The 24,295-nt window shown below is 70.7% G+C and carries 18 protein-coding genes; 9 read left to right on the top strand and 9 right to left on the bottom strand.

Features of this window, described 5'->3' with window-relative positions; translation table 11 throughout:
* Nucleotides 1–56 precede the first annotated feature (56 nt).
* Complete coding sequence (locus ACI2L1_RS36810) at nt 57–1,103, bottom strand: ABC transporter substrate-binding protein (RefSeq protein ID WP_404743783.1); 1,047 nt, start codon at nt 1,101–1,103, stop codon at nt 57–59.
* A gap of 210 nt (nt 1,104–1,313) precedes the next feature.
* Here ACI2L1_RS36810 and ACI2L1_RS36805 point away from each other — a divergent pair, with 210 nt between their 5' ends.
* Nucleotides 1,314–1,694, top strand: a complete 381-nt coding sequence (locus ACI2L1_RS36805; protein WP_404743782.1) for a hypothetical protein — start codon at nt 1,314–1,316, stop codon at nt 1,692–1,694.
* Nucleotides 1,695–1,707: 13 nt separating this feature from the next.
* Here ACI2L1_RS36805 and ACI2L1_RS36800 read toward each other — a convergent pair whose 3' ends face one another.
* The 4 genes from ACI2L1_RS36800 to ACI2L1_RS36785 are packed head-to-tail and all read right to left on the bottom strand — an operon-like array spanning nt 1,708 to nt 7,328.
* Nucleotides 1,708–2,868, bottom strand: coding sequence for an acyl-CoA dehydrogenase family protein (locus tag ACI2L1_RS36800; RefSeq protein WP_404743781.1), 1,161 nt, complete (start codon nt 2,866–2,868; stop codon nt 1,708–1,710).
* 6 nt (nt 2,869–2,874) lie between these two features.
* Nucleotides 2,875–3,795 carry a hydroxymethylglutaryl-CoA lyase gene (locus ACI2L1_RS36795; protein ID WP_404743780.1) on the bottom strand — a complete coding sequence of 307 codons (921 nt, stop codon included), beginning with the start codon at nt 3,793–3,795 and terminating at the stop codon, nt 2,875–2,877.
* Nucleotides 3,792–5,705 (bottom strand): acetyl/propionyl/methylcrotonyl-CoA carboxylase subunit alpha, encoded by a 1,914-nt coding sequence (locus ACI2L1_RS36790; protein WP_404743779.1) that lies wholly within the window; start codon nt 5,703–5,705, stop codon nt 3,792–3,794. Before ACI2L1_RS36790 ends, ACI2L1_RS36795 begins: the two co-directional genes overlap by 4 nt.
* Before the next feature lie 6 nt (nt 5,706–5,711).
* Nucleotides 5,712–7,328, bottom strand: coding sequence for a carboxyl transferase domain-containing protein (locus ACI2L1_RS36785; RefSeq protein ID WP_404743778.1), 1,617 nt, complete (start codon nt 7,326–7,328; stop codon nt 5,712–5,714).
* Between the two features lie 97 nt (nt 7,329–7,425).
* Between ACI2L1_RS36785 and ACI2L1_RS36780 the strand changes: the two genes are divergently transcribed.
* The 4 genes from ACI2L1_RS36780 to ACI2L1_RS36765 all read left to right on the top strand — a co-directional run bounded on the left by ACI2L1_RS36780 (nt 7,426) and on the right by ACI2L1_RS36765 (nt 10,820).
* The gene (locus ACI2L1_RS36780) at nt 7,426–8,019 is read left to right on the top strand and encodes a TetR/AcrR family transcriptional regulator (protein WP_404743777.1); all 594 of its coding nucleotides are present in this window, start codon (nt 7,426–7,428) and stop codon (nt 8,017–8,019) included.
* A gap of 56 nt (nt 8,020–8,075) precedes the next feature.
* Nucleotides 8,076–8,651 (top strand): Uma2 family endonuclease, encoded by a 576-nt coding sequence (locus ACI2L1_RS36775; RefSeq protein WP_404743793.1) that lies wholly within the window; start codon nt 8,076–8,078, stop codon nt 8,649–8,651.
* A gap of 97 nt (nt 8,652–8,748) precedes the next feature.
* Nucleotides 8,749–9,906, top strand: coding sequence for an acyl-CoA dehydrogenase family protein (locus ACI2L1_RS36770; protein ID WP_404743776.1), 1,158 nt, complete (start codon nt 8,749–8,751; stop codon nt 9,904–9,906).
* Between the two features lie 35 nt (nt 9,907–9,941).
* Entirely contained in the window at nt 9,942–10,820 is an 879-nt protein-coding gene (locus tag ACI2L1_RS36765; protein ID WP_404743775.1) for an acyl-CoA thioesterase, read from the top strand.
* Nucleotides 10,821–10,824: 4 nt separating this feature from the next.
* Here the strand turns inward: ACI2L1_RS36765 and ACI2L1_RS36760 are convergent, their stop codons facing one another.
* Both ACI2L1_RS36760 and ACI2L1_RS36755 read right to left on the bottom strand, forming a co-directional pair.
* Nucleotides 10,825–11,613 (bottom strand): phosphatase, encoded by a 789-nt coding sequence (locus ACI2L1_RS36760; protein ID WP_404743774.1) that lies wholly within the window; start codon nt 11,611–11,613, stop codon nt 10,825–10,827.
* A gap of 70 nt (nt 11,614–11,683) precedes the next feature.
* Nucleotides 11,684–13,138, bottom strand: a complete 1,455-nt coding sequence (locus tag ACI2L1_RS36755; protein WP_404743773.1) for a PucR family transcriptional regulator ligand-binding domain-containing protein — start codon at nt 13,136–13,138, stop codon at nt 11,684–11,686.
* Nucleotides 13,139–13,281: 143 nt separating this feature from the next.
* Between ACI2L1_RS36755 and speB the strand changes: the two genes are divergently transcribed.
* Together speB and ACI2L1_RS36745 are read left to right on the top strand one after the other, a co-directional pair.
* Nucleotides 13,282–14,250: an agmatinase gene (gene speB, locus ACI2L1_RS36750; protein ID WP_404743772.1), complete on the top strand. Its 969-nt coding sequence runs from the start codon at nt 13,282–13,284 to the stop codon at nt 14,248–14,250.
* Nucleotides 14,247–15,929 (top strand): thiamine pyrophosphate-binding protein, encoded by a 1,683-nt coding sequence (locus ACI2L1_RS36745; RefSeq protein WP_404743771.1) that lies wholly within the window; start codon nt 14,247–14,249, stop codon nt 15,927–15,929. Before speB ends, ACI2L1_RS36745 begins: the two co-directional genes overlap by 4 nt.
* An 8-nt stretch (nt 15,930–15,937) precedes the next feature.
* On the opposite strand, the gene ACI2L1_RS36740 is transcribed toward ACI2L1_RS36745, so the two are convergent.
* The gene (locus ACI2L1_RS36740) at nt 15,938–16,744 is read right to left on the bottom strand and encodes an endonuclease I family protein (RefSeq protein WP_404743770.1); all 807 of its coding nucleotides are present in this window, start codon (nt 16,742–16,744) and stop codon (nt 15,938–15,940) included.
* Nucleotides 16,745–16,945: 201 nt separating this feature from the next.
* Nucleotides 16,946–19,222 (bottom strand): glycosyltransferase family 39 protein, encoded by a 2,277-nt coding sequence (locus tag ACI2L1_RS36735; protein ID WP_404743769.1) that lies wholly within the window; start codon nt 19,220–19,222, stop codon nt 16,946–16,948.
* Nucleotides 19,223–19,438: 216 nt separating this feature from the next.
* Here ACI2L1_RS36735 and ACI2L1_RS36730 point away from each other — a divergent pair, with 216 nt between their 5' ends.
* The gene (locus ACI2L1_RS36730) at nt 19,439–20,464 is read left to right on the top strand and encodes an esterase-like activity of phytase family protein (protein WP_404743768.1); all 1,026 of its coding nucleotides are present in this window, start codon (nt 19,439–19,441) and stop codon (nt 20,462–20,464) included.
* 102 nt (nt 20,465–20,566) lie between these two features.
* Complete coding sequence (locus ACI2L1_RS36725; RefSeq protein WP_404743767.1) at nt 20,567–24,271, top strand: ABC transporter ATP-binding protein; 3,705 nt, start codon at nt 20,567–20,569, stop codon at nt 24,269–24,271.
* Nucleotides 24,272–24,295 lie beyond the last annotated feature (24 nt).

Raw genomic sequence — 24,295 nt, 5'->3', positions numbered from 1 at the left:
GCGGCTCCGCTGCGTGGGCGCGACCAGCCACAACGGACCGGCAGCCAAGTACGCGCCTAACTGACCTTCTTCGCGGTCTCGATCGCCTTCGCGAGGTTCTCCACCATCGCCACGCACTTGTCGTACGACGGAATCGGCTCCGGCGACCGCGAGATGACCTGCCCCGCCTTCACCGCGGGCAGCTTCTTCCAGGTCGCCTCGGTGATGTCGGCCGGCTGAATCGTGGCCGTACGGTCGTCCATCATGATGATGTCGGCCTTGTACTTGTCGACGTTCTCCCAGCTCAGCGACTCGTACCAGCCACCGGACGCCTTGAGTACGGACGCCGACGGCTCCACGAAGTTCACGCCCAGCGCCTTGAAGTACTCCAGGTCGATGGAGAGGTTGGAGCCGGAGACATAGAAGACGTCCTGGGCCGCGGACCCGGCGAGCACCTTGATGTCGGGGTGCGCCTTGGCGGCGGTCCGCAGCCGCTCCGACGCCTCCTCGAACTTCTTCTTCGCGTCGGTGACCTTCGTCGCCGTCATGTCCGCGCCGAGGGACTCGGCCAGCTCCCACACCCGCTGGAGCGGTGCGGTGATCTGACGGTCGTAGACGGAGATGCCGACGCTCGGCGCCAGCTTGGCGATCTTGGACGCGGAGGCCGCCGGGACGTACCAGAGGGTGCCGGCGCTGTCGAACATCGTGGTGATGAGGACCTCGGGCGCGAAGGCCGCGTACTCCTCGACGTTGAACTGGTCCCAGACGTTGCCGAAGACCGTCAGCTTGCTGACGTCCATGTCGCCGGCCTGGACGTCGGCCTTGCCGTCCTTGGTCTTGGTCGGGCCGAAGACGCCCTTGACCTCGATGCCGTAGTCGTAGAGCGCGGCGGCGACGCCGACAAAGGCGACGATCTTCGTGGGGACCTTGTCCAGCTTCACGGTCGTACCGCGGTCGTCCTTGAAGGTCCAGGCGTCGGAGGCCTTGGCGGACGCCGTCGAGCCCGAACTGCTGCTGGTGTCAGAGTCGTCGCCGCACGCGGCCAGGGCGGCACCGAGTCCGAGCGCGCCGCCGGCGGCGAGGAGACCGCGACGGGTGAAGGGGACGGGGCGGGCGTTCGACATGACTGTTGTCTGCTTTCGTGCGAGCGGGGCCACGGGGGGTACGCGCCGGCGGCGGGTGGCCGGAAACGAACTTAGGTTAGCCTAACCTCGCGTGCTGTCCAGAGGGTAGGGGGTCTCGGCGAGTGCCTGTGGTGCAGATCACCGTCAGGCTTGGGGGCGGCTGTGACGGCGGTACTGTCATGGTTCCGGAAGGCCGGGGGGAGGGCCCATATGGCGGATTTCGAGGGCGACTTGAGGGTCCCCGAGGCTCCCGGCGTCGTGCGCCCCCGGCCCTGGGCGCTCCCCGTCGTCGTCAATCTCGTCATGGGGGTCGTCGTCGTGATCCCCGTGTGGTCTCTGGTGCTGTTCGCGGTGAGCTACCGGTTCGCGGCGTTGGGGGTCACCAGCGGGAGCCCCACGGAGAACGACGGCATGCTGCCGTGGGCGATCGTGCTGGTCCTGCTGTGGACGGCGTTCCTGGCGATGTGGATCCCCGCCAACCTGCTGTCGCGGCGGCGCGTGGGAGCGTCGCGGGCGCGGTACTGGGCCTGTGCGACCCTGCTGGTCCTCGTGCCCACGACGGTCCTGACGTGTGGGATCGCCGTACGGTGAGAGGGGGCGATGCTCAGCCCACTAGCCCCAACTCCCGTGCGATCAGCATCCGCTGGACCTCGCTGGTGCCTTCGCCGATCTCCAGGATCTTGGAGTCGCGCCACATCCGGGCGACCGGGTACTCGTTCATGAAGCCGTAGCCGCCGTGGATCTGGGTGGCGTCGCGGGCGTTGTCCACGGCGATCGTGGAGGAGTACAGCTTGGCGAGGGCCGCCTCCTTCTTGAAGGGCTCGCCGGAGACCAGGCGTGATGCCGCGTCCCGCCAGGCGAGGCGGGCCGTGTGGGCCTTCATCTCCATGTCGGCGACCTTGAACTGGATCGCCTGGTTGGCGCCGATGGGCCGCCCGAAGGCCTCCCGCTCCTTGGCGTACTTCACCGACTCGTCCACACAGCCCTGCGCGAGCCCCGTCGCGAGGGCCGCGATGGCGATCCTGCCCTCGTCGAGGATGCGCAGGAACTGGGCGTAGCCGCGGCCCTGTTCGCCCAGCAGGTTCGCCGCCGGGACCCGGACGTCCGCGAAGGACAGCTCACGGGTGTCGGAGGCGTTCCAGCCGACCTTCGAGTACGGCGCCGCGACCGTGAAACCGGGTGTCCCGGACGGGACGATGATCGAGGAGATCAGGGGGCTGCCGTCCGGCTTGCGGCCGGTGACGGCGGTGACGGTCACCAACCCCGTGATGTCGGTACCGGAGTTGGTGATGAAGCACTTGGTGCCGCTGATGACCCACTCGTCGGTGTCGGGGTCCAGGCGGGCCGTCGTACGGGTCGCCCCCGCGTCGCTGCCGCCGTCCGGCTCGGTCAGGCCGAAGGCGCCCAGGATCTCCCCGGAACACAGCCGGGGCAGCCACTCGCGCTTCTGCTCCTCGGTGCCGAAGAGGTGGATCGGCATGGCGCCCAGGGAGACGCCGGCCTCCAAGGTGATCGCCACCGACGAGTCCACGCGCGCGAGTTCCTCCAGCGCGAGGCCGAGGGCCAGATAGTCGCCGCCCATACCGCCGTACTCCTCGGGGAACGGCAGTCCGAACAGGCCCATGCGGCCCATCTCGCGGACGATCTCGTACGGGAACTCGTGGTGCTCGTAGTACTCGCCGATCTTCGGCGCCACGACGTCGTGGGCGAACTCCTCGACCGTACGGCGGAGTTCTTCGAGTTCGGGGGAGAGTCGGTGGTCCATCTCGGATCACTCCTGGTGGGAGAGGGCGCGGACGGTGCGGGACGGGCTGGGTCGGCCCAGGTGTTCGGCCATCCAGACGCTCGTGGCGACAAGACGGCCGAGGTCGACTCCGGTGTCGATGCCGAGGCCCCGCAGCATCCACACGAGGTCTTCGGTGGCGAGGTTGCCGGTGGCGGACCTGGCGTACGGGCAGCCGCCGAGGCCGCCCGCCGAGGCGTCCACGGTGGTGACGCCGTGCTGGAGGGCGGCGTAGGTGTTGGCGAGGGCCTGGCCGTACGTGTCGTGGAAGTGCACGCCCAACTTCTCCACGGGTACGTCGAGTTCGGTGAGCAGCGCGCGCACGTGGCCCGGTGTCGCCACCCCGATCGTGTCGCCGAGGCTCAGCTCGTCGCAGCCCATGTCGAGCAGGGCGCGGCAGACCTTGACCACCTGCGGGACCGGGACCGCGCCCTCCCAGGGGTCGCCGAAGCACATGGAGAGGTAACCGCGGACGTGCACGCCCTCACCCTTCGCCCTGGCGACGACCGGTTCGAACATCGCCAGTGCCTCGTCGACCGTGCGGTTGAGGTTGGCCTTGGCGAAGGACTCGGTGGCGCTGGCGAAGACGGCGACACGGCGTGCGCCCAGATCCAGGGCCCGGTCCAGGCCCCGGTCGTTGGGGACGAGCACCGGCAGCTCCACCGGCAGCCCGCTCACCAGGGGGAACAGCCGCTCGGCGTCGGCCAGTTGGGGCACCCACTTCGGGTGTACGAAGCTCGTCGCCTCGATGGTCGTCAGCCCCGCCTCGGCCAGGCGGCGGACGAACTCCGCCTTCACCTCCGTCGGCACGGTCGACTTCTCGTTCTGGAGGCCGTCGCGGGCGCCGACCTCGTGGATGCGGACGCGAGCCGGAAGTCCCGCTTCCGGCACCACCATGGGCAGTGTCATTTCTCGTCCTCCACCGGAGTGATGACCGCGAGCACCTGATCCATGGCGACCGTCGTGCCCGGCGAGACGTCCAGCTCGGCGACGGTGCCGGCATGCGGGGCGGAGATGACGTGCTCCATCTTCATCGCCTCGACGACGAGCAGACTCTGACCCGCGGCCACCTCGTCCCCGACGGCCACCTTCACGACGGTCACGGTGCCGGGCATGGGGGCGGTGAGGGAGTCGGCGCCGGTGTGACCGCCGCGGGTGAGGGACGCGGCCACCGGGTCGTGGTCGCGCACATGCCAGGCGTCGCCGTCCCGGCCCACCCAGTCCTCGGCGCGGTGGAAGGTGTGGCGGACACCGTCGAGGGTGACGCAGACCTGGTCGTCGGTGACGGTGTGGGTGCCGCGCGGGACGTACTCCACGGGGTCCTGCACCCGCAGGTGGAATCCGGCGGGCTTCCCGAAGCCACCCATCCGCCAGCCGCTCGGCACCGAGAACGGGTCGGTCCAGCCGTCCTCGGGCGGACGCAGCGCATCGAGGCGTACGGCCGCCGCCGCCTCGTACACCTCCTCCGGTACGTCCGTGCGGACCAGGTCGTCCACCACCCGCTCGACGAGCCCGGTGTCCAACTCCCCCTGCACCACGTCCGGATGGGCAAGGAGCCGCCGCAGGAACCCCGCGTTGGTCTGCACGCCCAGCGTCACCGTCCCCGCCAGCGCCGCCCGGAGCTTCCTGAGCGCGGTCTCCCGGTCCGGGCCGTACGCGATGACCTTGGACAGCATCGGGTCGTACAGGCTGCCGACCTCCGTGCCCTCGCTGAGCCCGGAGTCGGTGCGGACGCCGTCGCCCTCGGGTTCGCGGAGCCGGAGCACCCGGCCGCCGGACGGCAGGAACCCACGAGCCGGGTCCTCGGCGCAGACGCGGGCCTCGACGGCGTGCCCGGTCATCCTGACGCCCCCCTGCCCGTACGGCAGTCGCTCGCCCGCCGCGATCCGCAGCTGCCACTCCACCAGGTCCAGGCCGGTGACCAGCTCCGTGACCGGGTGCTCCACCTGGAGGCGGGTGTTCATCTCCATGAAGTAGTACGACGACGGATCGTCGCCCGGGACGATGAACTCCACCGTCCCCGCGCCCCGGTAGCCGCAGGAGCGGGCCGCCTCGACCGCGGCCTCGCCCATCGACGCGCGCGTGCCCTCGTCCAGCAGGACCGAAGGCGCCTCCTCGATGATCTTCTGGTGCCGTCGCTGGAGCGAGCACTCGCGCTCGCCGAGGTGGATCACATTGCCGTGGCCGTCGGCGAGGACCTGGATCTCGATGTGCCGGGGCCGGTCCACCCAGCGCTCCACCAGCAGCGTGTCGTCGCCGAAGGAGGCACGGGCCTCGCGGCGGGCGGCGGCGATCTCCTCCTCCAGGACGGTGAGGTCCCGGACCAGCCGCATGCCCTTGCCACCACCGCCCGCGCTGGGCTTGAGCAGCACCGGCGCACCCAACGCGCGTGCGGCCTCGGCGAGTTCGGGGTCACGGCCGCCGGGGACCACGGGCACCCCGGCCGCCTGGACCGTCTCCTTGGCGCGGATCTTGTCGCCCATCAACGCGATGGAGTCCGCCGTCGGCCCGATGAAGACCAGCCCGGCGTCGGCGCACGCGCGCGCGAAGGACGCGTTCTCCGCGAGGAAGCCGTACCCGGGGTGGACGGCCTGGGCGCCGGTGCGGGCGGCCGCCTCCAGGAGGCGCTCGACGGACAGATAGCTCTCCGACGCCGGCGCCGGTCCCAGCCGTACGGCGGTGTCGGCGTCCCTGACATGTCGTGCGTCGGCGTCCGCGTCGGAGAAGACGGCCACCGAGCGCACCCCCAGCGCGCGCAGGGTGCGGATGACGCGGACCGCGATCTCGCCCCGGTTGGCGACAAGCACTGTGTCAAACATGGGTCCTCACATCCGGAAGACGCCGAACTGGGGGTCGCCCAGCGGCGCGTTGGCGCATGCGGTCAGGGCCAGGCCGAGCACCTGACGGGTGTCGAGCGGGTCGATGACCCCGTCGTCCCAGAGGCGGGCGGTGGCGTAGTAGGCGTTGCCCTTGCGCTCGTACTGCGCGCGGACCGGGTCCTTGAAGGCCTCTTCGTCCTCGGCCGGCCACACTTCGCCGCGGGCCTCCAACTGGTCCCGCTTGACGGTCGCGAGGACCGACGCGGCCTGTTCGCCGCCCATGACGGAGATCTTGGCGTTGGGCCACATCCACAGGAAGCGGGGGGAGTAGGCCCGGCCGCACATCGAGTAGTTCCCTGCGCCGTACGAGCCGCCGACCACCACCGTCAGCTTGGGCACGCGTGTGCAGGCGACCGCGGTGACCATCTTGGCGCCGTGCTTGGCGATGCCGCCTGCCTCGTAGTCCCTGCCGACCATGAAGCCGGAGATGTTCTGCAGGAACAGCAGCGGGATGCCGCGCTGGTCGCACAGCTCGATGAAGTGGGCGCCCTTCTGGGCCGACTCGGAGAACAGGATGCCGTTGTTGCCGATGATCCCGACCGGGTGGCCGTGGATCCGGGCGAAGCCGGTGACGAGGGTCTGCCCGAACTCGGCCTTGAACTCGGCGAAACGGGAGCCGTCGGTGATGCGCGCGATGATCTCGCGGACGTCGTAGGGGGTGCGGGAATCCACCGGCACCGCGCCGTAGAGGCCGTAGGGGTCCACCTTGGGCTCCACCGCGGGCTCTACGGACCACGGCAGCGGCCCGCGCGCGGGAAGGGTCGCGGCGATGTTCCGCACGATCCTGAGGGCGTGCGCGTCGTCCTCGGCGAGGTGGTCGGTGACGCCGGAGACCCGGGAGTGCACCTCGCCGCCGCCGAGCTCCTCCGCGGTGACGACCTCACCGGTGGCGGCCTTCACCAGCGGGGGCCCGCCGAGGAAGATCGTGCCCTGGTTCCGGACGATGACCGCCTCGTCGCTCATGGCGGGCACATAGGCGCCCCCTGCCGTGCACGACCCGAGCACGGCGGCGATCTGCGGAATCCCCCGGGCGGACATCCGGGCCTGGTTGTAGAAGATCCGCCCGAAGTGCTCACGGTCCGGGAAGACCTCGTCCTGCATGGGCAGGAAGGCGCCGCCGGAGTCCACGAGGTAGACGCAGGGGAGCCGGTTGTCGAGGGCGACCTCCTGCGCGCGCAGGTGCTTCTTCACCGTCACCGGGTAGTACGTCCCGCCCTTGACGGTGGCGTCATTGGCGACGACGACGCACTCCCGCCCGCTCACCCGCCCGATCCCGGCGATGACGCCGGCGGCCGGGGCCTGTCCGTCGTACATCCCGTCGGCGGCGAGCGGAGCGAGCTCCAGGAAGGGCGAGCCGGGATCGAGCAGTCCGTCCACCCGGTCCCTGGGCAGCAGCTTGCCGCGCGCGGTGTGCCGCTGTCGGGCCTTCTCGCCGCCCCCCAGCCTGGCCGCGGCGAGCTTGCCCCGCAGCTCCTCCACGAGCGCGCGGTGGGCCTCCTCGTTGGCCTTCCAGGCCTCCGACGCGGGGTCCGCCGCGCTCGTCAGCTCGGGTGCCTGATCCATGTCCCGCGGTCCCCTCACCCAGTGATCGCCTGTTAATGAGCGTTAACCATTTCCTTCAGGTTAACGACCGCTAACCTCCCTGTCTAGAATTGCTTCCATGGCCACCAGAACCGACGCCCCCACCCGCCGCGAGCAGATCCTCAAGGAGGCCGCGCGGCTGTTCGCCGAGCGCGGGTTCCACGGTGTGGGCGTGGACGAGATAGGCGCCGCGGTCGGCATCAGCGGACCCGGCCTCTACCGCCACTTCGCGGGCAAGGACGCGATGCTGGCGGAGCTGCTGGTCGGCATCAGCGGTCAATTGCTGACGGGCGGCAAGCGGCGGGTCGCCGAGTCGGACGGAGGGGACCCCGAGGCGCTGCTGGACTCGCTGATCGAGGGCCACATCGACTTCGCGCTGGACGACCGCCCACTGATCATCCTCCATGACCGCGAGCTGGACCGCCTCCGGGACAGCGACCGCAAGCTGGTGCGGCAGCTGCAGCGGCAGTATGTGGAGCTGTGGGTGGAGGTGGTCCGCGAGGTGTATCCGGGGGTGCCGGAACCGACGGCCCGCTCGGCGGTCCACTCGGTGTTCGGTCTGCTGAACTCGACACCGCATCTGGGGCGACCGGGCTCGTTGCCGGGGCGGGGGGCCACGGCGGAGCTGCTGCATCGGATGGCCCGGGGGGCGTTCCGGGCGGCGGGGGACTGAGCTGCGCCGACGCGCCCGTCCGCGGACCTTGGGCTCAGTACTCTGGGCCCGTGGGTATGGACTACGCGAAGATGCGCGCGATTGCCGAGGAACTCGGGGCCTACGCCGAGCGGCTGGAAGGCGCCTGGAGCGTCGAGATCGGGCCGTCCGGGCCGGTACTGGCCATGACGCGCCCTCCGAAGCGGCACGAGGGCACGGTCTACCGCATCTGCAGGCAGTTGGACGACCAGCTTCCCACTACCCGCCCTGGCTACATCTGCGCCAGTGGCCCTGAGATCGAGCACCCGGCGATCGGCCGCATGCGCCTCCCTGACGCGGTCGTCATCCCAGAGGCGGTCCTCGACGAGGAAGGCCTCGCCGTCGATGCCACACAGGTGCTCGCCGCCGTCGAGATCGTCTCGCCGTCCAACCCCAACAACGACTACATCGAGAAGCTCGCCGACTACCCGGCCATGGGTATCGCCCACTATCTGATCGTCGACCCGCGCACCGGCACGATCGAAGTGCACTCCGACCCGTGCAGGGGGCGCTACACCCGCAAGGACGCCTACATCTACGGCGACTCGGTGCCGTTCGGCCCCTGGACGGTCGTGACATCCGAGTTCCGCCGCTATGGCAGAGCCGGGGAGTGACGAGCGTTACGGAGCGGACCCCCTGGACGGCTGTTCGTACTCGCCGGTACCGTGAGTGAGCAAGCGCTTAGACATGTAACCGGTGGAGGTGGACGGCGTGCGCCGTACGGTGTTCAACGAGGATCACGAGGCGTTCCGGGAGACCCTCCGGGCCTTCATCGAGGCCGAGGTCGTCCCCGTCTACGACGAGTGGTTCGCGGCCGGGCAGGCGCCGCGCGACTTCTACTACAAGCTCGCCGAGCTCGGCATATTCGGCATCCGCGTGGACGAGGAGTTCGGCGGCGCCGGCATCGACTCGTACAAGTTCGAGGCGGTGATGTACGAGGAGACCGCGCGCGCGGGTGTGCAGTTCGGCGGCTCCGGTGTGCACGTCCTGCTCGGTCTGCCGTACATCAAGATGCTCGCCACCGACGAGCAGAAGAAGCGCTTCCTGCCGAAGTTCGTCTCCGCCGAGGAGATGTGGGCCCTCGCGATGACCGAGCCGGGCACCGGCTCCGACCTCGCGGGCATGAAGACCACCGCCAAGCTGAGCGAGGACGGCACGCACTACGTCCTCAACGGCGCCAAGACCTTCATCACCGGCGGCGTCCACGCCGACCGCGTGATCGTGGCCGCCCGCACCTCCCCGTCCTCCGCCGAGGACCGCCGCTTCGGCATCTCCCTCTTCGCCGTGGACACCAAGTCCGAGGGCTACTCGGTCGGGCGGAAGCTGGACAAGCTCGGTCTCAAGACCTCCGACACCGCCGAGCTCGCGTTCGTCGACGTCAAGGTCCCCGCCGAGGACCTCCTCGGCGAGGAGAACAAGGGCTTCTACTACCTCGGCCACAACCTCGCCTCCGAGCGATGGGGCATCGCCTACGGCGCCTACGCCCAGGCCAAGGCCGCCGTCCGGTTCGCCCAGCAGTACGTCCAGGAGCGCACCGTCTTCGGCAAGCCGGTCGCGTCCTTCCAGAACACCAAGTTCGAGCTGGCCGCCTGCAAGGCCGAGGTGGACGCGGCCGAGGCCGTCGTGGACCGCGCGCTCGAAGCCCTCGACGCCGGTGAGCTCACCCCCGCGGAGGCCGCCAGCGCGAAGCTGTTCGCCACCGAGGTCGCCCACCGCGTCATCGACCGCTGCCTCCAGCTGCACGGCGGCTACGGCTTCATGAACGAGTACCCGATCGCCCGCCTGTACGCGGACAACCGCGTCAACCGCATCTACGGCGGCACCAACGAGATCATGAAGTCGATCATCGCGAAGGACATGGGCCTGTAAGCCGCGCGAAATTACCGGCCGGTACAACAGCTCCCATGAGCCAGGCACTTCAGTCTCTCCTCGATCTGCTCGACCTGGAGCAGATCGAGGAGAACATCTTCCGCGGCCATTCCCGCCCCGCCGTCGTCCCCCGTGTCTTCGGCGGGCAGGTCGCGGCGCAGGCGCTGGTCGCCGCCGGGCGGACCGTCCCTGAGGACCGGCTCGCCCACTCCCTGCACGCGTACTTCCTGCGCCCCGGCGACCCGGGCGCGCCGATCGTCTACACGGTCGACCGCATGAACGACGGCCGTTCCTTCACCGCCCGCCGCGTGCTCGCCGTCCAGCACGGTCAGCCGATCTTCGCCCTCTCCGCGTCCTTCCAGCGGCACGAGGAAGGCTTCGACCACCAGGCCGCCATGCCGGCCGCCCCCGACCCGGCCACGCTCCCCACCTCCGCGGACCGGCTGCGCGGCTACGACCACCTGGACCCGACGGTCGTGGAGCGCTTCCTGGAGGCCCGCGAGGCGATCGACCTGCGCTACGTCGACGAGCCGCCGTACGGCAAGTTCGGCGAGCCGCGCGAGCCGCACTCGCAGGTCTGGTTCCGCACCAACGGCAAGCTCGGCGGTGCTGTTGACGAACCGCTGCTCCATGTCGTCCTCGCCACCTACGTCTCCGACATGACGCTCCTGGACTCGGTCCTCCTCGCGCACGGCCGCGGCGGCTGGGCGGTCGGTGACGTCGTCGGGGCCTCGCTCGACCACGCGATGTGGTTCCACCGCCCCTTCCGCGCCGACGAATGGCTCCTGTACGACCAGGAGTCCCCGTCGGCCTCCGGCGGCCGGGGCCTCGGCCAGGCCCGCATCTACACGCGGGACGGCCGGCTGGCCCTCTCGGTGATCCAGGAGGGCGTGGTCCGCGCGCCCAGGCGCTGAGGGCTCAGGCCAGTCCCGCTTCCACCAGCAGATACGCCGTCATCGGGTCGTAGTACCGCGGGCTCACCACATGGTCGTCCAGCGGCACCGTCACCTGGACCGTCCCCTCGGCCTCCGCCAGGAACAGCGCCGGGTCGTTGGAGTCGGCGTATCCGACGGAGTCGACGCCGTGCTGCCCGGCGTAGCCCGCCCAGCCGTGGTCGGCGACGACCAGGTCGGGAAGCGGGCGGCCGTCGCGCTCCAGGGCCGTGAGGATGGCCTTCATCGGGTCGCCGGAGTGGGTGTGCCACAGCGTGGCCCCGTGCTCCAGGACCGCCACGTCCGCGAACTGCATGACATACCCCTCGTCCGTCTGCAGCCCGTCCGGGATGACCACGATCTCGCAGCCGGCCGTGCGCAGCGCGGCGGCCGTGGCGTGGTGGACGTCGAGCATGCCGCCGGGGTGTCCGGTGGCGAACAGCACCCGCTGCTGTCCGTCCGCCGCCTTGCGCAGCCGCGCCGCCATCCGCTCCAGGGCACCGACGGTCAGTTCGGGATCGATGGTGTCCTGGCCGTACCGGTACTCCGGGTCGTCGTTGACCCCCACCCGCTCCGCCATCACCGCGAGTACGTCCTGCTCGTCGGTCCAGCGGTCGCCGAGCTCCAGGCCGAACCAGTAGTGACGGTTGCCGTTGGCCAGCTGGCGGTAGTGGGAGAGGTTGTTCTCACGGGGAGTGGCCACCTCGCCCGCGATACGGGTCTTCACAAGGTGGTCGACGAGCTCGGCGCGGCTGGGTGTCCCGGGTATCGGCATGTATCCCATTCTGATGCACACCTTCACGGGACCGCCGCGCATCCCGCACGCTGGGACGCGGGTCACGTGATCATGGCCGCCGCAGCGCGAACCACAGCTCCATCCGTACGTCGGGGTCGTCCAGGTCCAGCTCCAGCAGCGCCGCGCACTTCGCGATCCGCTGCCGCACGGTGTTGCGGTGCACGTCGAGGGCGACCGCCGTACGGTCCCAACTGCCGTGCAGGGACAGCCAGGTGCGGAGAGTCTCGGTGAGGGTGGATGTCAGCGGTGCCAGCAGTGCCCTGGCATGCGCCTCGGCGTCCGCCTCCGGCACCAGGTCGGCGAGCGCCGGCCGGGCCCCGTACCGGACCAGTTCGGTCCGGGTGGCGCGGGCCCGGGCCAGCGCACGGGCCGCCTGGACGTCGGCGCCGGCCCCCTCCCGCGGCCCGGCCACCGCACTCACCCCGAGCGTCCACCCCGGCTGCGGGCCCGGTTCCCGGTCGGCGGGCAGCAGCACGCGTACGACATCCCGCGTCACGTCGATGAGCGGCGACCCGAGCGAGGCGCCGAGCGCGGAGGCGGCGACGGCGTCGGGAGCGGCGGGCGTGTCGGGCCGGGCGTGCACGACGACCCACTGCCCGCCGCCGAGAAGCGGGGCCACGTCCTCGGGCTGGGCGCCGAGCAGCAGCCGTACCAGAGCGGACGACCGCCCGGCTCCCGGCCCGCTCTGATGTTCACCGGTGAGCAACGACAGCAGTACGGCGGCGACGGAGGCGATGGTGTGATCACCGGGCTCGCGGCGGGGCGCGGCGACCCCGAGCGCGAAGCCGTGCCCGGCGCCGAGGGCGTAGACGGCGAGGTGGAGACCGGCGACGGTGTCGGTGGCGGTGGTGGAGGCGCGTTCCGCGACGAGCCGGACCAGCCGGGCGAGCGCGTCGTCCGCCTGTGTCCTCCCGGTTTTCCTCCCGGCCGACGCGATCTCCGCCCCCTCCGGCCCGAAAAGCACCGCCTGTCCCCCGACCCGCCGCGCCAGCTGTCGCAGTACCGACGGCACCGGGTCCGGGCGGGACGCGGCTGCCGCCAGGCTCTGCTGGGCCTCGGTGACGCGGCGGAGTTCGGCATGGCGGGCCTGGGCCATCAGCTGCCAGACCGCGCGGGCCACGCCGGAGAAAGTGGTCTGGGGCGGGACCTCGATCAGGGGCAGCTCGTAGGCGTCGCAGGCAGCGACCAGCGCGCGCGGGACCGTGTCGTGCACCGGCGCCACCCCGAAGCCGAGCGCCGCCCCGCCCGCCGCGACGATCCTCGACACGTAGTCGTCGAAGTACGTGCCCGAACCCGCCGCCTCCGGAATGTGCACCCCGGCCGTCAGCAGCAGCTCACCGCCCAGCAGATACGGGTACGGGTCCGCCATCTCCGAGGTGTGCGCCCAGTGGACGACCGTGGCCGGATCCGTGGGCCCCGCGATCTGCCGTAGCGCGAGGTCCTCGCGGGCCAGCAGCGCGGCCAGTGGGACCGGTGGGGTGGGTGGGACAGCCGGGTCCGACATGGTGGATGTTCCCTCCATCCAGTACCGCTCGAATGGATGAAACGTACACTTCGCAGCCGTTTTCCGGCCACCTAGTGTCGTCGATGCCCTGGCCGCCGTACTCGAACGGTGAAGCGGTGAAGACAAACGGAAGGCATACGACCATGAGCTCCCCCGAGACGCCCCGCGGCCCCGTCGACTCCTCCCGCATCCCGCGGTACGCCGGACCCGCGACCTTCGCCCGGCTGCCGCGCCTCGACGAGGTGGGCCGGGCGGATGTCGCCGTGGTCGGGGTGCCGTTCGACTCGGGTGTCTCGTACCGGCCGGGCGCCCGCTTCGGCGGCAACGCGATCCGCGAGGCCTCCCGGCTGCTGCGGCCCTACAATCCGGCGCAGGACGCGTCCCCCTTCGCGCTCGCCCAGGTGGCGGACGGCGGGGACATCGCGGTCAACCCCTTCGACATCAACGAGGCCGTCGAGACGATCGAGGCGGCGGCGGACGACCTCCTCGGCACCGGCGCCCGGCTGATGACCCTGGGCGGCGACCACACGATCGCGTTGCCGCTGCTGCGCTCGGTCGCGAAGAAGCACGGCCCGGTGGCGCTGCTGCACTTCGACGCGCACCTCGACACCTGGGACACGTACTTCGGCGCGGAGTACACACACGGGACGCCGTTCCGGCGGGCGGTGGAGGAGGGGATCCTCGACACCTCCGCCCTCTCGCACGTGGGCACGCGCGGGCCGCTGTACGGCAAGCAGGACCTGGACGACGATGCCAAGCTGGGCTTCGGGATCGTCACGTCCGCGGATGTCATGCGGCGCGGTGTGGACGAGGTGGCCGACCAGCTGCGGCAGCGCATCGGCGACCGCCCGCTCTACATCTCCGTCGACATCGACTGCCTGGACCCGGCGCACGCGCCCGGCACCGGCACGCCCGAGGCCGGCGGCATGACTTCCCGCGAGTTGCTGGAGATCCTGCGGGGTCTGGCATCGTGCAACCTGGTGTCGGCGGACGTCGTCGAGGTGGCCCCCGCGTACGACCACGCGGAGATCACGTCGGTGGCGGCCTCCCACACCGCCTACGAACTGACCACGATCATGTCCCGCCAGATTGCCGAGGCCCGCGCGCAGTGACTCACGACCACGACCTGGTGCTCCGTCCGACGGAGGCGCAGATTTCCGCTGCTCTCAACCCTCCTCCCGGCCGCAACGGCGGAGACCTGGTCGTGGAGACCCTGGCCGGGCTCGGCGCGACGACCGTCTTCGGCCTGCCCGGCCAGCACGCGCTCGGCATGTTCGACGCGCTACGGCGGTCCGACCTGCGCTACATCGGTCTGCGGGTGGAGAACAACGCGGGCTTCGCGGCGGACGCGTACGGCAGGATCACGGGGGAGGCGGCCCCGCTGCTGCTGTCCACGGGCCCCGGCGCGCTGACGTCCCTGGCCGCCCTCCAGGAGGCGGCCGCGGCTTCGGCCCCCGTCCTGGCGATCAGCAGCCAGATTCCTTCCGCAGGCCTGGGCGGCGGCCGCCACGGCTACCTGCACGAACTCCCGGACCAGTCGGCCTCGTTCAGGGGCGTGGTCAAGTCGGTCCACACGGTCCGCACCCAGTCCCAGATCCCGTCGGCGATCGAGGCGGCCTGGAAGTCGGCGCTGACCGCCCCGCACGGCCCGGTGTGGGCGGAGATCCCGCAGGACGTGCTGCTGTCGCCGACGCTGATCCCGGTGGTGACGGGTGGCGACGCGTTCCCGGAGGAGCTGCCGCCGCGCCCCGAACTCACGGCGGTGGCAGCGGACTTGCTGTCCCGCGCCGCCCGCCCGGCGATCATCGCGGGCGGGGGAGTCGTACGGGCGGACGCGTCCCGCAAGCTGCGACAGCTGGCGGAACTGCTTCAGGCGCCGGTGGTGACGACGCCGGGCGGCAAGGGGGCGTTCCCGTGGACGCACCCCCTGTCCCTCCAGTCCTGGATCGAGGACCGTTTTGTGACGGACTTCCTGGAGGACGCGGACGTCCTGCTCGTGGTGGGCTCGGGGTTGGGCGAACTGTCGTCCAACTACCACACGTTCAGGCCGCGAGGGCGGGTCGTCCAGATCGAGGCGGACCTCGGCAAGCTGGAGTCCAACCACCCGGCGCTGGGCATCCACGCGGATGCGCGACTGGCGTTGCAGGCGCTGCTGGAGACGGTGTCACCGAGGGAGGACACCGAGGCTCCCGAGCGGGTCCGTACCGTCCTCGCGAAGGTCTCCGACCGTATCGCCGCCCAGGAACTCACCCTGGAACAGGACCTGTTGGCGGCGATCCGCCGGGCGCTGCCCGCCTCCGCCCCCTCCTTCTGGGACATGACGATCCTGACGTACTGGGCCTGGTCCGCCTTCGACGCCAAGGGCTCCAACCACATGCACTCGGCGCAGGGCGCCGGCGGCCTGGGCTACGGCTTCCCCGCGGCCCTGGGCGCGGCGGTCGCGGACCCCACCCGCCCGGTCCTGGCGGTCTCCGGCGACGGCGGAGCCCTGTACTCCATCGCCGAACTGGCCACCGCCCGCCAGTACGACCTGAACGTCACCTGGCTGATCGTCGACGACGGCGGTTACGGCATCCTGCGCGAGTACATGACGGACGCCTTCGGCGAGGCTACGGCGACGGAACTGACCCGCCCGGACTTTGTGGCCCTGGCGGAGTCGTTCGGCGTCCCCGGGGTCCGTACGACCCCGGAGACCCTGTCGGACGACCTGTCGAAGGCGCTCGGCTCACCGGGGCCTTCGGTGGTCGTACTCCCGGTGGTGCTACGGATGTTCGCACCCACGCACCTGTAGCCGGGCGCCTACCAGATTGCCTCGACCCACTCCGGGTGGTCGATGAACGGGTTGCGGTTGTGCTGGTAGGTGTCGTAGATGACCTGGTTGCGCTTCTCCTCGAAGGCGCTGGGCGGGTCCGCCTCGTTCCAGGCCTTGAGGACGGAGAGCTTGCCCATGTAGGGGTTGGAGCCGTTGCCGACCTTCTCGTTGGGCTCCAGGTTCGCGAAGCCGTCGTCGCCCTCGTAGCGGACGGCCATGTAGAGGATCATGCGGGCCACGTCGCCCCGGTCCGCGGCGCGCGGCGCGAAGGAGTCGGAGTCGACGGTGCTGCCGCCGCCGTTGGTGACGGCGCTGCCGCCGTTGTCGAAGTCCAGGTTGCCGCGGATGCTGTTGACCTGGACGTCCGCGGGCCGCAGGTGGTGCAGGTCGGTGCCGGGGCCGATCGACTCGCCGAAGTCGCCGTGGGACTTGGCCCAGGTGTGCTCGCGGTTCCAGTCGCCGACGTCGCCGCCGTTGAGGGACTTGGCGCGGGAGACACCGCTGTACAGCAGGATCACGTTGTTGCTGTTGTTCGGGTCCTGGTCGGTGGCCATGAGGGCGTTCCAGACCGCGGAGTACGAGATCTTCGTGACGTTGGCGCTGATGATCGTGTGCAGGGACGACTTGAGGCTCGTGCCCGTCTTGCCGATCGCGTTCTTGTAGTACGTCGAGTCGTAGGCGGTCGTCGTGGCGGCGGCCGGGGTCGTGGTCACGACCGGGGCGGCGAGCCCGACCAGCACGGCGGCGGTGGTCAAGGCCACCGACTTCCAGCTGCGTACGCGTGTCGCCAGCATGAAGTGGGGTCCCATCTACGCGGGTTGAATGGAGGCGGCAGATGGGAGCGTGGCATGAGCATGCAGCCTTGTAAATGGATGGCGCGTGTCCATTGAGTGACCTGAAACGGCAAATCGGGCCTTGTCTACGCGAGTTGACACGCGAAAACGGCCCCCGACGCGTGGTCGGGGGCCGTCTGCCGGTTCTCGGTCAGCTCTTGGTCAGCTGACGTCCGACGCGTCCAGGCGGTAGATCGTCGACGTGTTCGTGTTCGACGTGGAAGTCGACTCGGACGTCGAGCTCTTGCTCGTGCTGTAGTCGCTCTCCTTCACCGCCGTGCCGTTCTTCTGCACCCAGCTGGTGATCTCCTGGTTGAGGCTGCTGTTGCCGCCCATGCCACCGCCGCCGAGCTGGATGTAGTGCAGTTCGCCCTTCTTCACCAGCTCCTTGAGCCTGTCGAGGGTCATCGCGGCGTCGGAGCCGGTGAAGCCCCACATGGAGATGACGGGCTTGTGGGTGCTGAGGATCAGCTGGCCCGCGCTCTGCGAGTTGGACACCGCGAGCAGCCACTTGGCGCCGTCCTGGTGCTTCTCCAGGTACGAGACCAGCTCGCCGTCGACGCTGCCGCCCATACCGCCGCCGCCACCGCCGGGGCCACCGCTCGTACCGCCGGTGCCGCCGGGAGCCGTACCGGACGTACCGGACTCGCCGTTCTGTCCACCGGGTGCCGTGCCGCCGCCGGGAAACTCCCCGTTCGCCTGGCCGCCCTGCTGACCTCCAGGAGCCGTACCGCCGCCCTGCGGCAGCTCACCGTTGCCGCCACCGGGCTGCATCTGCCCGTTGCCGCCGCCCGGGAACTCGCCGTTCGCCTGGCCATCCTGCTCGGTGCCCTGCTGGCCGCCGGGTCCGCCACCGTTGCCGCCGAAGCCGCCCCGGCCGCCACCGCCGCCGGGACCGCCCATGCCGCCGCCGGTCGAGGGACCCGCCGTCGGGTTGGTGCCGCCCATGCCACCGCTGGTGGAGGAGAAGGCCGGCGAGGCCGCGTACGCCGTCGGACCCGCGAGGGCCGCCACGATCGCCGCGGCGACGGACACGGCGAGCAGCCGCGCCTTGGTGCCGGAGCTCGCGGTCCTGAAGACGAACAGGCCCACGATCGCGAGGACCATGACCACGCCGACGACCGGCCACAGCCAGGTGTTCCAGCCGGTGGCCCGGCGCAGCAGCACGATCGCCCAGATGCCGGTGACCGCGAGGCCGGCGGGCAGGACCCAGGACCAGCGGGCGTCGGCGCCGCGGAAGGCACGCCACATCATGACGCCGCCCGCGCCGGTCAGCGCCGCGATGCCGGGGGCGAGCGCGGTCGTGTAGTACGGGTGCATGGTGCCCTCGGCCATCGCGAAGGTCAGGTAGTGCAGCACCAGCCAGCCGCCCCACATCACGAGCGCGGCGCGGGTGGCGTCGGTGCGCGGGGCCCGGCCGCACAGCACCAGGCCGGCGACGAGCGCGAGGAAGGCGAAGGGGATCAGCCAGGAGATCTGGCCGCCGAGGACGTCGTTGAACATCCGGCCGATGCCCGCGGTGCCGGCGAAGGTGCCGCCTCCGCCTCCACCGCCTCCGCCGTTGCCCTCGCCGCCGAGGACCCGGCCCAGGCCGTTGTAGCCCATGATCAGGTCCCAGGCGGAGCCGTCGGTCGAGCCGCCGATGTAGGGCCGGTCGTCGGCCGGGACGAGGGAGACCGCCGTGGCCCACCAGAAGCTGGCGACGGTCAGAGCGACAGCCGCGAGGGCCAGGTTGACGACCTTCTTCTTCCAGCCGAGCTTCGAGGCGTACACGTACACGGCGAAGACGGCCGGCAGGGCGATGTAGCCCTGGAGCATCTTGGTGTTGAAGGCGAGCCCGAAGAGGACCGCCGAGCCGATCAGCGGCAGCAGCTTGTCGTTGCGGACGGCGCGCAGTGCGAGGGCCGCGCCGCCCACCATCAGCAGGACGAGGATGGTGTCGGGGTTGTTGTCACGGTTGATCGCGACCGTGATCGGGGTGAGCGCGAGCACGAGCGCGGCGACGGTCGCCGCCACATGCCCGAAGACCTTCTTCACGGAGGTGTGCAGGATCCAGATCGTGCCCAGGGCGGCCGCGATCTCGGGTGCCATCATCTGCCAGGTGCCGAAGCCGAAGATCCGGCACGACAGGCCCATGATCATCAGCGCGAAGGGCGGCTTGTCGACGGTGATGAAGTTGCCCGCGTCGAGCGAACCGAAGAACCAGGCCTTCCAGCTTTGCGTGCCGCTGTAGATGGCGGAGCTGTAGAAGCTGTTCAGGCTGGACCCGGACAGGTTCCAGCCGTACAGCACGCCGGCCAGGACCAGGATCGCCAGCAGCGCGGGCAGCGACCAGCGTGGGGCCCTGTCCGGTGGCGCGGCGGGTGGCGTGGGCGGGGCCCAGTCGGGGGAGACGGCCGTGGTCTCGGTGTGGGGGTGCGGATCGGTGGCAGATGTCACCCCGGCATCGTGCGAAAGCCGGGTGGGTGCGGGCTGTGCCGTACCTGGCGGCTGCCTGTGAATTGTCAAAGGGGCGAGTAAGGCCTCGTACAACCCCGGGTAAGACCTGACGCCTCGCGGACTCCCGGGTAAGACCTGACGCCTCACGGACTCCCGGGTAAGACCTGACTCCTCACGGACTCCCGTACGTCACCCACCCGCCCTACCGTGACGCCCATGCAGCTGAGAACCGTACTCGCGACCACCACCGCGGCCCTGGCGGCGGCGACCTGCCTGACGGCGGCGGGACCCGCCGTCGCCGCCGCGCCGGTGAGCCACGCCTGTTCCCCCTCCGTCTCCCTCGACCGCTTCTCCGACGCGCTCGACAAGACGACGTACGACGGCGCCTTCGTCGGCAACTTCTCCGCGCTCGCGGTGGACAGGGACGGCTCGCTGGCCGCCCTCTCGGACCGTTCCGCCCTCTTCGACCTGGACGCGAAGAGTCTCGCGCCGAAGTCGGTCGTCCCGCTCGCCGACGAGAACGGTGCCGCGCTGGACTCCGAGGGTCTGGTGATAGACCGGGACGGCACCCGGCTGATCACGTCGGAGACCGAGCCGTCGATCCGCCGCTACAGCGTGGACGGCAAAATCCTCGACCGCCTGCCCGTCCCGGCCTCCCTCCAGGTGGCCCCGACGGGCCGTGCCACGTCGAACCAGACCTTCGAGGGCCTGACCCTCACCAACGGCGGCCGCACCCTGCTCGCCTCCATGGAGTACGCGCTCTCCGGCGACACGGCCGGCATCGTCCGGTTCCAGACCTGGCAGCGGCACGGAAAGACCTGGGAGCTCTCCGCCCAGTACGCCTACCGCACCGACGCCGCCTTCCTCGGCGTCCCCGAGGTCCAGGCCCTCCCGGACGGCCGCCTTCTCGTCCTGGAACGCGGCTTCACCTCCGGCGTCGGCAACACGGTCCGCCTCTACCTGGCCGACCCCCGCCACGCCACGGACACCAGCGGCATCGAGAACCTCACGGGCCAGTCCGGCGTACGCCTGATCAAGAAGACCCTGCTGACCGACATCGCGAGCTGCCCGACCCTGGGCGCCGCGGCCAAGCAGCCCCAGCCGAACCCGCTTCTGGACAACATCGAGGGCATGGTGATCACGGGCCATGACAAGGGCCGCCTGAAGGTCCTGCTGGTCAGCGACGACAACCAGAACGTGGTGCAGACGACCCGCTTCTACTACCTGCGCGTACGGGTCTGACCCGTTCTGTTGCGGAGGGACTGTTGCGGAGGGATGAAATCCGCTTGATTTCGCGTTGGTGCCTTCCGGAAGATCAGGCCGTACGAACCGGAGGGCACCCGCGTGACACCGCAACGGGGATGGGCACGACGACTGGCCGGGTACGCCTGGCGTTACCCCAAGGACGTCGTACTCGCCCTCGGCTCCTCCCTCGCCGGCATGGCCGTCATGGCGATCGTCCCCCTGATCACCAAGGTGATCATCGACGACGTCGTCGGCGACCACAGCCGTGACATGGCGCCCTGGGCCGGAGCCCTGATCGTCGCGGCGGTCCTCGTCTACGCCTTCACCTACATCCGCCGCTACTACGGCGGCCGCCTCGCCCTCGACGTCCAGCACGACCTGCGGACCGAGATGTTCGGCACCATCACCCGCCTCGACGGCCGCCGTCAGGACGAGCTGTCCACCGGCCAGGTCGTCGGCCGTGCCACCAGCGACCTCCAGCTGATCCAGGGCCTGCTCTTCATGCTGCCGATGACGATCGGCAACTTCGCCCTCTTCCTGATCTCCCTGGTCGTGATGGCCTGGCTGTCGATCCCGCTCACCCTGGTCGCCCTGGCGGTGGCCCCGGCCCTGTGGTGGATCGCCAAGCGCTCCCGCTCCAAGCTGCACCCCGCCACCTGGTACGCCCAGGCCCAGGCCGCCGCCGTGGCGGGCGTGGTCGACGGCGCCGTCAGCGGCGTACGCGTGGTGAAGGGCTTCGGCCAGGAGGACCAGGAGACCGGAAAGCTCAGGGAGGTCGGCCGCCGCCTCTTCGCGGGCCGCCTGCGCACGATCCGCTTCAACTCGAAGTACACCCCGGCCCTCCAGGCCGTCCCCGCCCTCGGCCAGGTCGCGATGCTGGCGCTCGGCGGCTGGCTCGCGGTCCGCGGTCACATCACCCTCGGCACCTTCGTCGCCTTCTCCACCTACCTCGCCCAGCTCGTCGGCCCGGTCCGGATGCTCGCCATGGTCCTCACGGTCGGCCAGCAGGCACGCGCCGGCACCGAGCGTGTCCTGGAACTGATCGACACCGAGCCCACCATGCAAGAGGGCGCCAAGGAGCTGCCCGCCGACGCCCCCGCGACGGTCGAGTTCGACGACGTGTCCTTCGGCTACGACCATGAGCGCCCCGTCCTCGACGGGCTGAGCTTCGAGATCCGCCCCGGAGAGACCCTCGCGGTCGTCGGCTCCTCCGGCTCCGGAAAGTCCACCGTCTCACTCCTGCTGCCGCGCTTCTACGACGTCACCCACGGCGCCGTCCTCATCGGCGGCCACGACGTCCGCGAGCTCACCCTCGACTCGCTGCGGGCCGCGATCGGCCTGGTCCCCGAGGACTCCTTCCTGTTCTCGGACACGGTCAGGAACAACATCGCGTACGGCCGTCCCGACGCGACCCGGGAACAGATCGAGCAGGCCGCCCGCGCCGCCCAGGCGGACCGTTTCATCGCCGAGCTCCCCGAGGGCTACGACACCAAGGTCGGCGAACACGGCCTCACCCTCTCCGGCGGCCAGCGTCAGCGCGTCGCGCTCGCCCGGGCGATCCTCACCGACCCGCGCCTGCTCGTCCTGGACGACGCCACCTCCGCCGTGGACGCGCAGGTCGAGCACGAGATCCACGAGGCCCTGAAGCAGGTCATGGAGGGCCGCACGACTCTCCTCATCGCCCACCGCCGCTCCACCCTCAACCTCGCCGACCGCATCGCCGTCCTGGAGCACGGCCGCCTCGCCGACCTCGGCACCCACGAGGAACTCCAGGGCCGCTCCCCCCTCTACCGCCGCCTGCTCACCGACCCCGACGGCCTCGGCGGCGTCTCCCCGGGCCACGCCCAGCCGGTCGCCGTACAGGACGACACCTCCGTACGCGACGAACTGGACGCCGAGTTCGACGCCGAGCGCGGGGTGACGCCCCGCCTGTGGACCGGCGACCGCGAGCCCAGGGACTTGGCCCTGGCCGGCACCCCGGCCACCCCCGAACTCCTCGCCGAGGTCGACGCGTTGCCCCCGGCGACGGACACCCCCGGCATCGACGAGGCACGCGCGGTCACCCCCGAGGAGTCGTACGGCCTGCGACGGCTGCTGCGCGGCTTCGGGGCACCGCTGCTGATCAGCCTGGGCCTGGTGGCCGTGGACGCCGGCATGGGTCTGCTGCTCCCGGTGATGATCCGGCACGGCATCGACGACGGTGTCTCCCGCATGGCCATGGCCGCGGTCTGGACGGCGACCCTTCTCGCGCTGCTCTCGGTCCTCGCCCAGTGGGCGGCGCAGATCGGCGAGACCCGGATGACCGGACGCACGGGGGAGCGGGTCCTCTACGCCCTGCGTCTGAAGATCTTCGCGCAGCTCCAGCGGCTCGGACTCGACTACTACGAGCGGGAGTTGACCGGCCGGATCATGACGAGGATGACGACGGACGTCGACGCCCTGTCGACCTTCCTGCAGACCGGCCTGGTCACCGCGTTCGTCTCGGTCGTCACCTTCTTCGGTATCATGGTCGCCCTGCTGGTGATCGACGTACAGCTGGCGCTGGTCGTCTTCGCGACCCTGCCGCCGCTGATCGTGGCGACGTACTTCTTCCGCAAGGCGAGCGTGAAGGCCTACGAACTGGCCCGGGAACGCGTCGCGTTGGTCAACGCCGACCTCCAGGAGTCGGTGTCCGGGCTCAGGATCGTGCAGGCGTTCCGGCGCGAGGGGGACGGCGGCCGGAGCTTCGCGGAACGCAGCGACAGCTACCGCAGGGCCCGTATCCGGGGCCAGTGGCTGATCTCGATCTACTTCCCGTTCGTGCAGCTGCTGTCGTCGGTGGCCGCGGCCGCCGTACTGATCGCGGGCGCGGGCCGGGTGGACGCGACGACCCTGACGACGGGCGCCCTGGTGGCGTACCTGCTCTACATCGACCTGTTCTTCGCCCCGGTCCAGCAGCTCTCCCAGGTCTTCGACGGCTACCAGCAGGCGACCGTCTCCCTGGGCCGCATCCAGGAGCTGCTGCGGGAGCCGACGTCCACGAAGGCGGCCGAGGAGCCGCTGGAGGTCCTCTCCCTGCGCGGCGAAGTGGCCTTCGAGAACGTGCACTTCGCGTACGCCGGTGACGAAGAAGCCCTCGGCGGCATCGACTTGACGATCCCCGCGGGCCAGACGGTCGCGTTCGTCGGCGAGACGGGCGCGGGCAAGTCGACCCTCGTGAAGCTGGTGGCCCGCTTCTACGACCCGACGGGCGGACAGGTCACGGTCGACGGCACCGACCTGCGCTCCCTGGACCTCACCTCCTACCGCCACCGCCTCGGCGTGGTCCCGCAGGAGGCGTACCTCTTCCAGGGCACGGTCCGGGACGCCATCGCCTACGGCCGCCCGGCCGCCACCGACGCCGAGGTCGAGGCGGCGGCCCGCGCGGTCGGCGCCCACGAGATGATCGCCACGCTCGACGGCGGCTACCTCCACGAGGTCGCCGAGCGCGGCCGCAACCTCTCGGCGGGCCAGCGCCAGCTGATCGCCCTGGCCCGCGCGGAACTCGTCGACCCCGACATCCTCCTCCTCGACGAGGCCACGGCGGCCCTCGACCTCGCCACCGAGGCCCAGGTCAACCAGGCCACCGACCGCCTCGCAGGCCGCCGCACGACACTCGTCGTGGCCCACCGCCTGACCACCGCGGCCCGCGCGGACCGGGTCGTGGTGATGGACCGCGGGCGGGTGGTGGAGGACGGCACCCACGATGGACTGCTCGCCCTGGGCGGGCGGTATGCCGGGCTGTGGCGGACGTTCGTGGGCGAGGACGCGCCGGCAGCGGCATGACCGGATCCGGGAGGCGGGCCTGTG

This window comes from Streptomyces sp. NPDC019531 (genome assembly GCF_044903305.1).
Taxonomy (GTDB): domain Bacteria; phylum Actinomycetota; class Actinomycetes; order Streptomycetales; family Streptomycetaceae; genus Streptomyces.
The sequence above is the reverse complement of the archived record's forward strand: the minus strand, read 5'-3'. Positions and strand labels throughout refer to the sequence as shown.

Bases quoted from the DNA above. Each gene is read 5' to 3' on its own strand.
- ACI2L1_RS36810 (WP_404743783.1), bottom strand. From the start codon at position 1,103: ATGTCGAACGCCCGCCCCGTCCCCTTCACCCGTCGCGGTCTCCTCGCC.
- ACI2L1_RS36785 (WP_404743778.1), bottom strand. From the start codon at position 7,328: ATGGATCAGGCACCCGAGCTGACGAGCGCGGCGGACCCCGCGTCGGAG.
- ACI2L1_RS36765 (WP_404743775.1), top strand. From the start codon at position 9,942: ATGAGCCAGGCACTTCAGTCTCTCCTCGATCTGCTCGACCTGGAGCAG.
- ACI2L1_RS36780 (WP_404743777.1), top strand. From the start codon at position 7,426: ATGGCCACCAGAACCGACGCCCCCACCCGCCGCGAGCAGATCCTCAAG.
- speB (WP_404743772.1), top strand. From the start codon at position 13,282: ATGAGCTCCCCCGAGACGCCCCGCGGCCCCGTCGACTCCTCCCGCATC.
- ACI2L1_RS36740 (WP_404743770.1), bottom strand. From the start codon at position 16,744: ATGCTGGCGACACGCGTACGCAGCTGGAAGTCGGTGGCCTTGACCACC.
- ACI2L1_RS36795 (WP_404743780.1), bottom strand. From the start codon at position 3,795: ATGACACTGCCCATGGTGGTGCCGGAAGCGGGACTTCCGGCTCGCGTC.
- ACI2L1_RS36760 (WP_404743774.1), bottom strand. From the start codon at position 11,613: ATGCCGATACCCGGGACACCCAGCCGCGCCGAGCTCGTCGACCACCTT.
- ACI2L1_RS36730 (WP_404743768.1), top strand. From the start codon at position 19,439: ATGCAGCTGAGAACCGTACTCGCGACCACCACCGCGGCCCTGGCGGCG.
- ACI2L1_RS36790 (WP_404743779.1), bottom strand. From the start codon at position 5,705: ATGTTTGACACAGTGCTTGTCGCCAACCGGGGCGAGATCGCGGTCCGC.
- ACI2L1_RS36775 (WP_404743793.1), top strand. From the start codon at position 8,076: ATGGACTACGCGAAGATGCGCGCGATTGCCGAGGAACTCGGGGCCTAC.
- ACI2L1_RS36755 (WP_404743773.1), bottom strand. From the start codon at position 13,138: ATGTCGGACCCGGCTGTCCCACCCACCCCACCGGTCCCACTGGCCGCG.
- ACI2L1_RS36800 (WP_404743781.1), bottom strand. From the start codon at position 2,868: ATGGACCACCGACTCTCCCCCGAACTCGAAGAACTCCGCCGTACGGTC.
- ACI2L1_RS36805 (WP_404743782.1), top strand. From the start codon at position 1,314: ATGGCGGATTTCGAGGGCGACTTGAGGGTCCCCGAGGCTCCCGGCGTC.